1 protein-coding gene is annotated in these 709 nt (G+C 67.4%); it reads right to left on the bottom strand.

Going from position 1 to position 709, the window contains the following annotated elements; genetic code table 11:
* Positions 1-668, bottom strand: a 668-nt coding sequence (locus tag QZH66_RS17640) for an NAD(P)-dependent oxidoreductase (RefSeq protein WP_305807122.1), incomplete at its 3' end; no start/stop codon positions are given.
* Positions 669-709: the final 41 nt, after the last annotated feature.

Genomic DNA, 709 nt, shown 5'->3' with positions numbered 1-709 from the left:
GGGGTCTGACCGTCCAGGACGGCAAGCAGATTGCGCAAGGCCAGAGCAACCATCGCCTGCCGAGTGCCGGCGGTTGCGCTCCCGATATGGGGTGTCAGCAAGACGTTGGGCAGGCCCATCAGTTCGGGATGCAGCCTGGGCTCGTTCTCCACGCAATCCAGGGCAGCGCCGGCAAGGTGCCCGGTTTTCAATGCGTTCGCCAGGGCGGCATCGTCCACAATGCCGCCGCGCGCGATGTTCACCAGCACGGCGCCGGGCTTCATTTGCGCCAGCTGTGCCGCGCCGATCAAATGGTGGGTGGCGGCGCCATAGGGCACGAGCAGCACCACGAAGTCCGCTTGTTCCAGCAGCGCAGGCAGGGTGCGCATCTGCGCGTTCAGTGCCATCTCCGTGCCGGCGTCCACGCGATTGCGGGCCCAGTACAGCACCGGCATATCAAACCCGCGGGCCCGTTTGGCCAGGGCCTGACCGATGCGGCCAAAGCCCACCACGCCCAGTGTCTTGCCGGACACGTCCAGGCCCATGCCGAACCCGGTCATGCTGTCAAGAGTCCACTGGCCCGAGCGCACGAAGGCATCGGCCTGGTGGAGGCGCCGCGCGGCGCCGATCACGAGGCCCATGGCCAGATCGGCCACCGCGTTGTCCATGACGCCCGGCGTGTTGGTCACGGTGACACCCCTGGCGTGCGCCGCCTTCAGGTCGATGTTGT

It is taken from the genome of Stenotrophomonas sp. YIM B06876 (genome assembly GCF_030711595.1).
Taxonomy (GTDB): domain Bacteria; phylum Pseudomonadota; class Gammaproteobacteria; order Xanthomonadales; family Xanthomonadaceae; genus Stenotrophomonas.
This window is presented reverse-complemented; position numbering and strand designations above follow the sequence as displayed.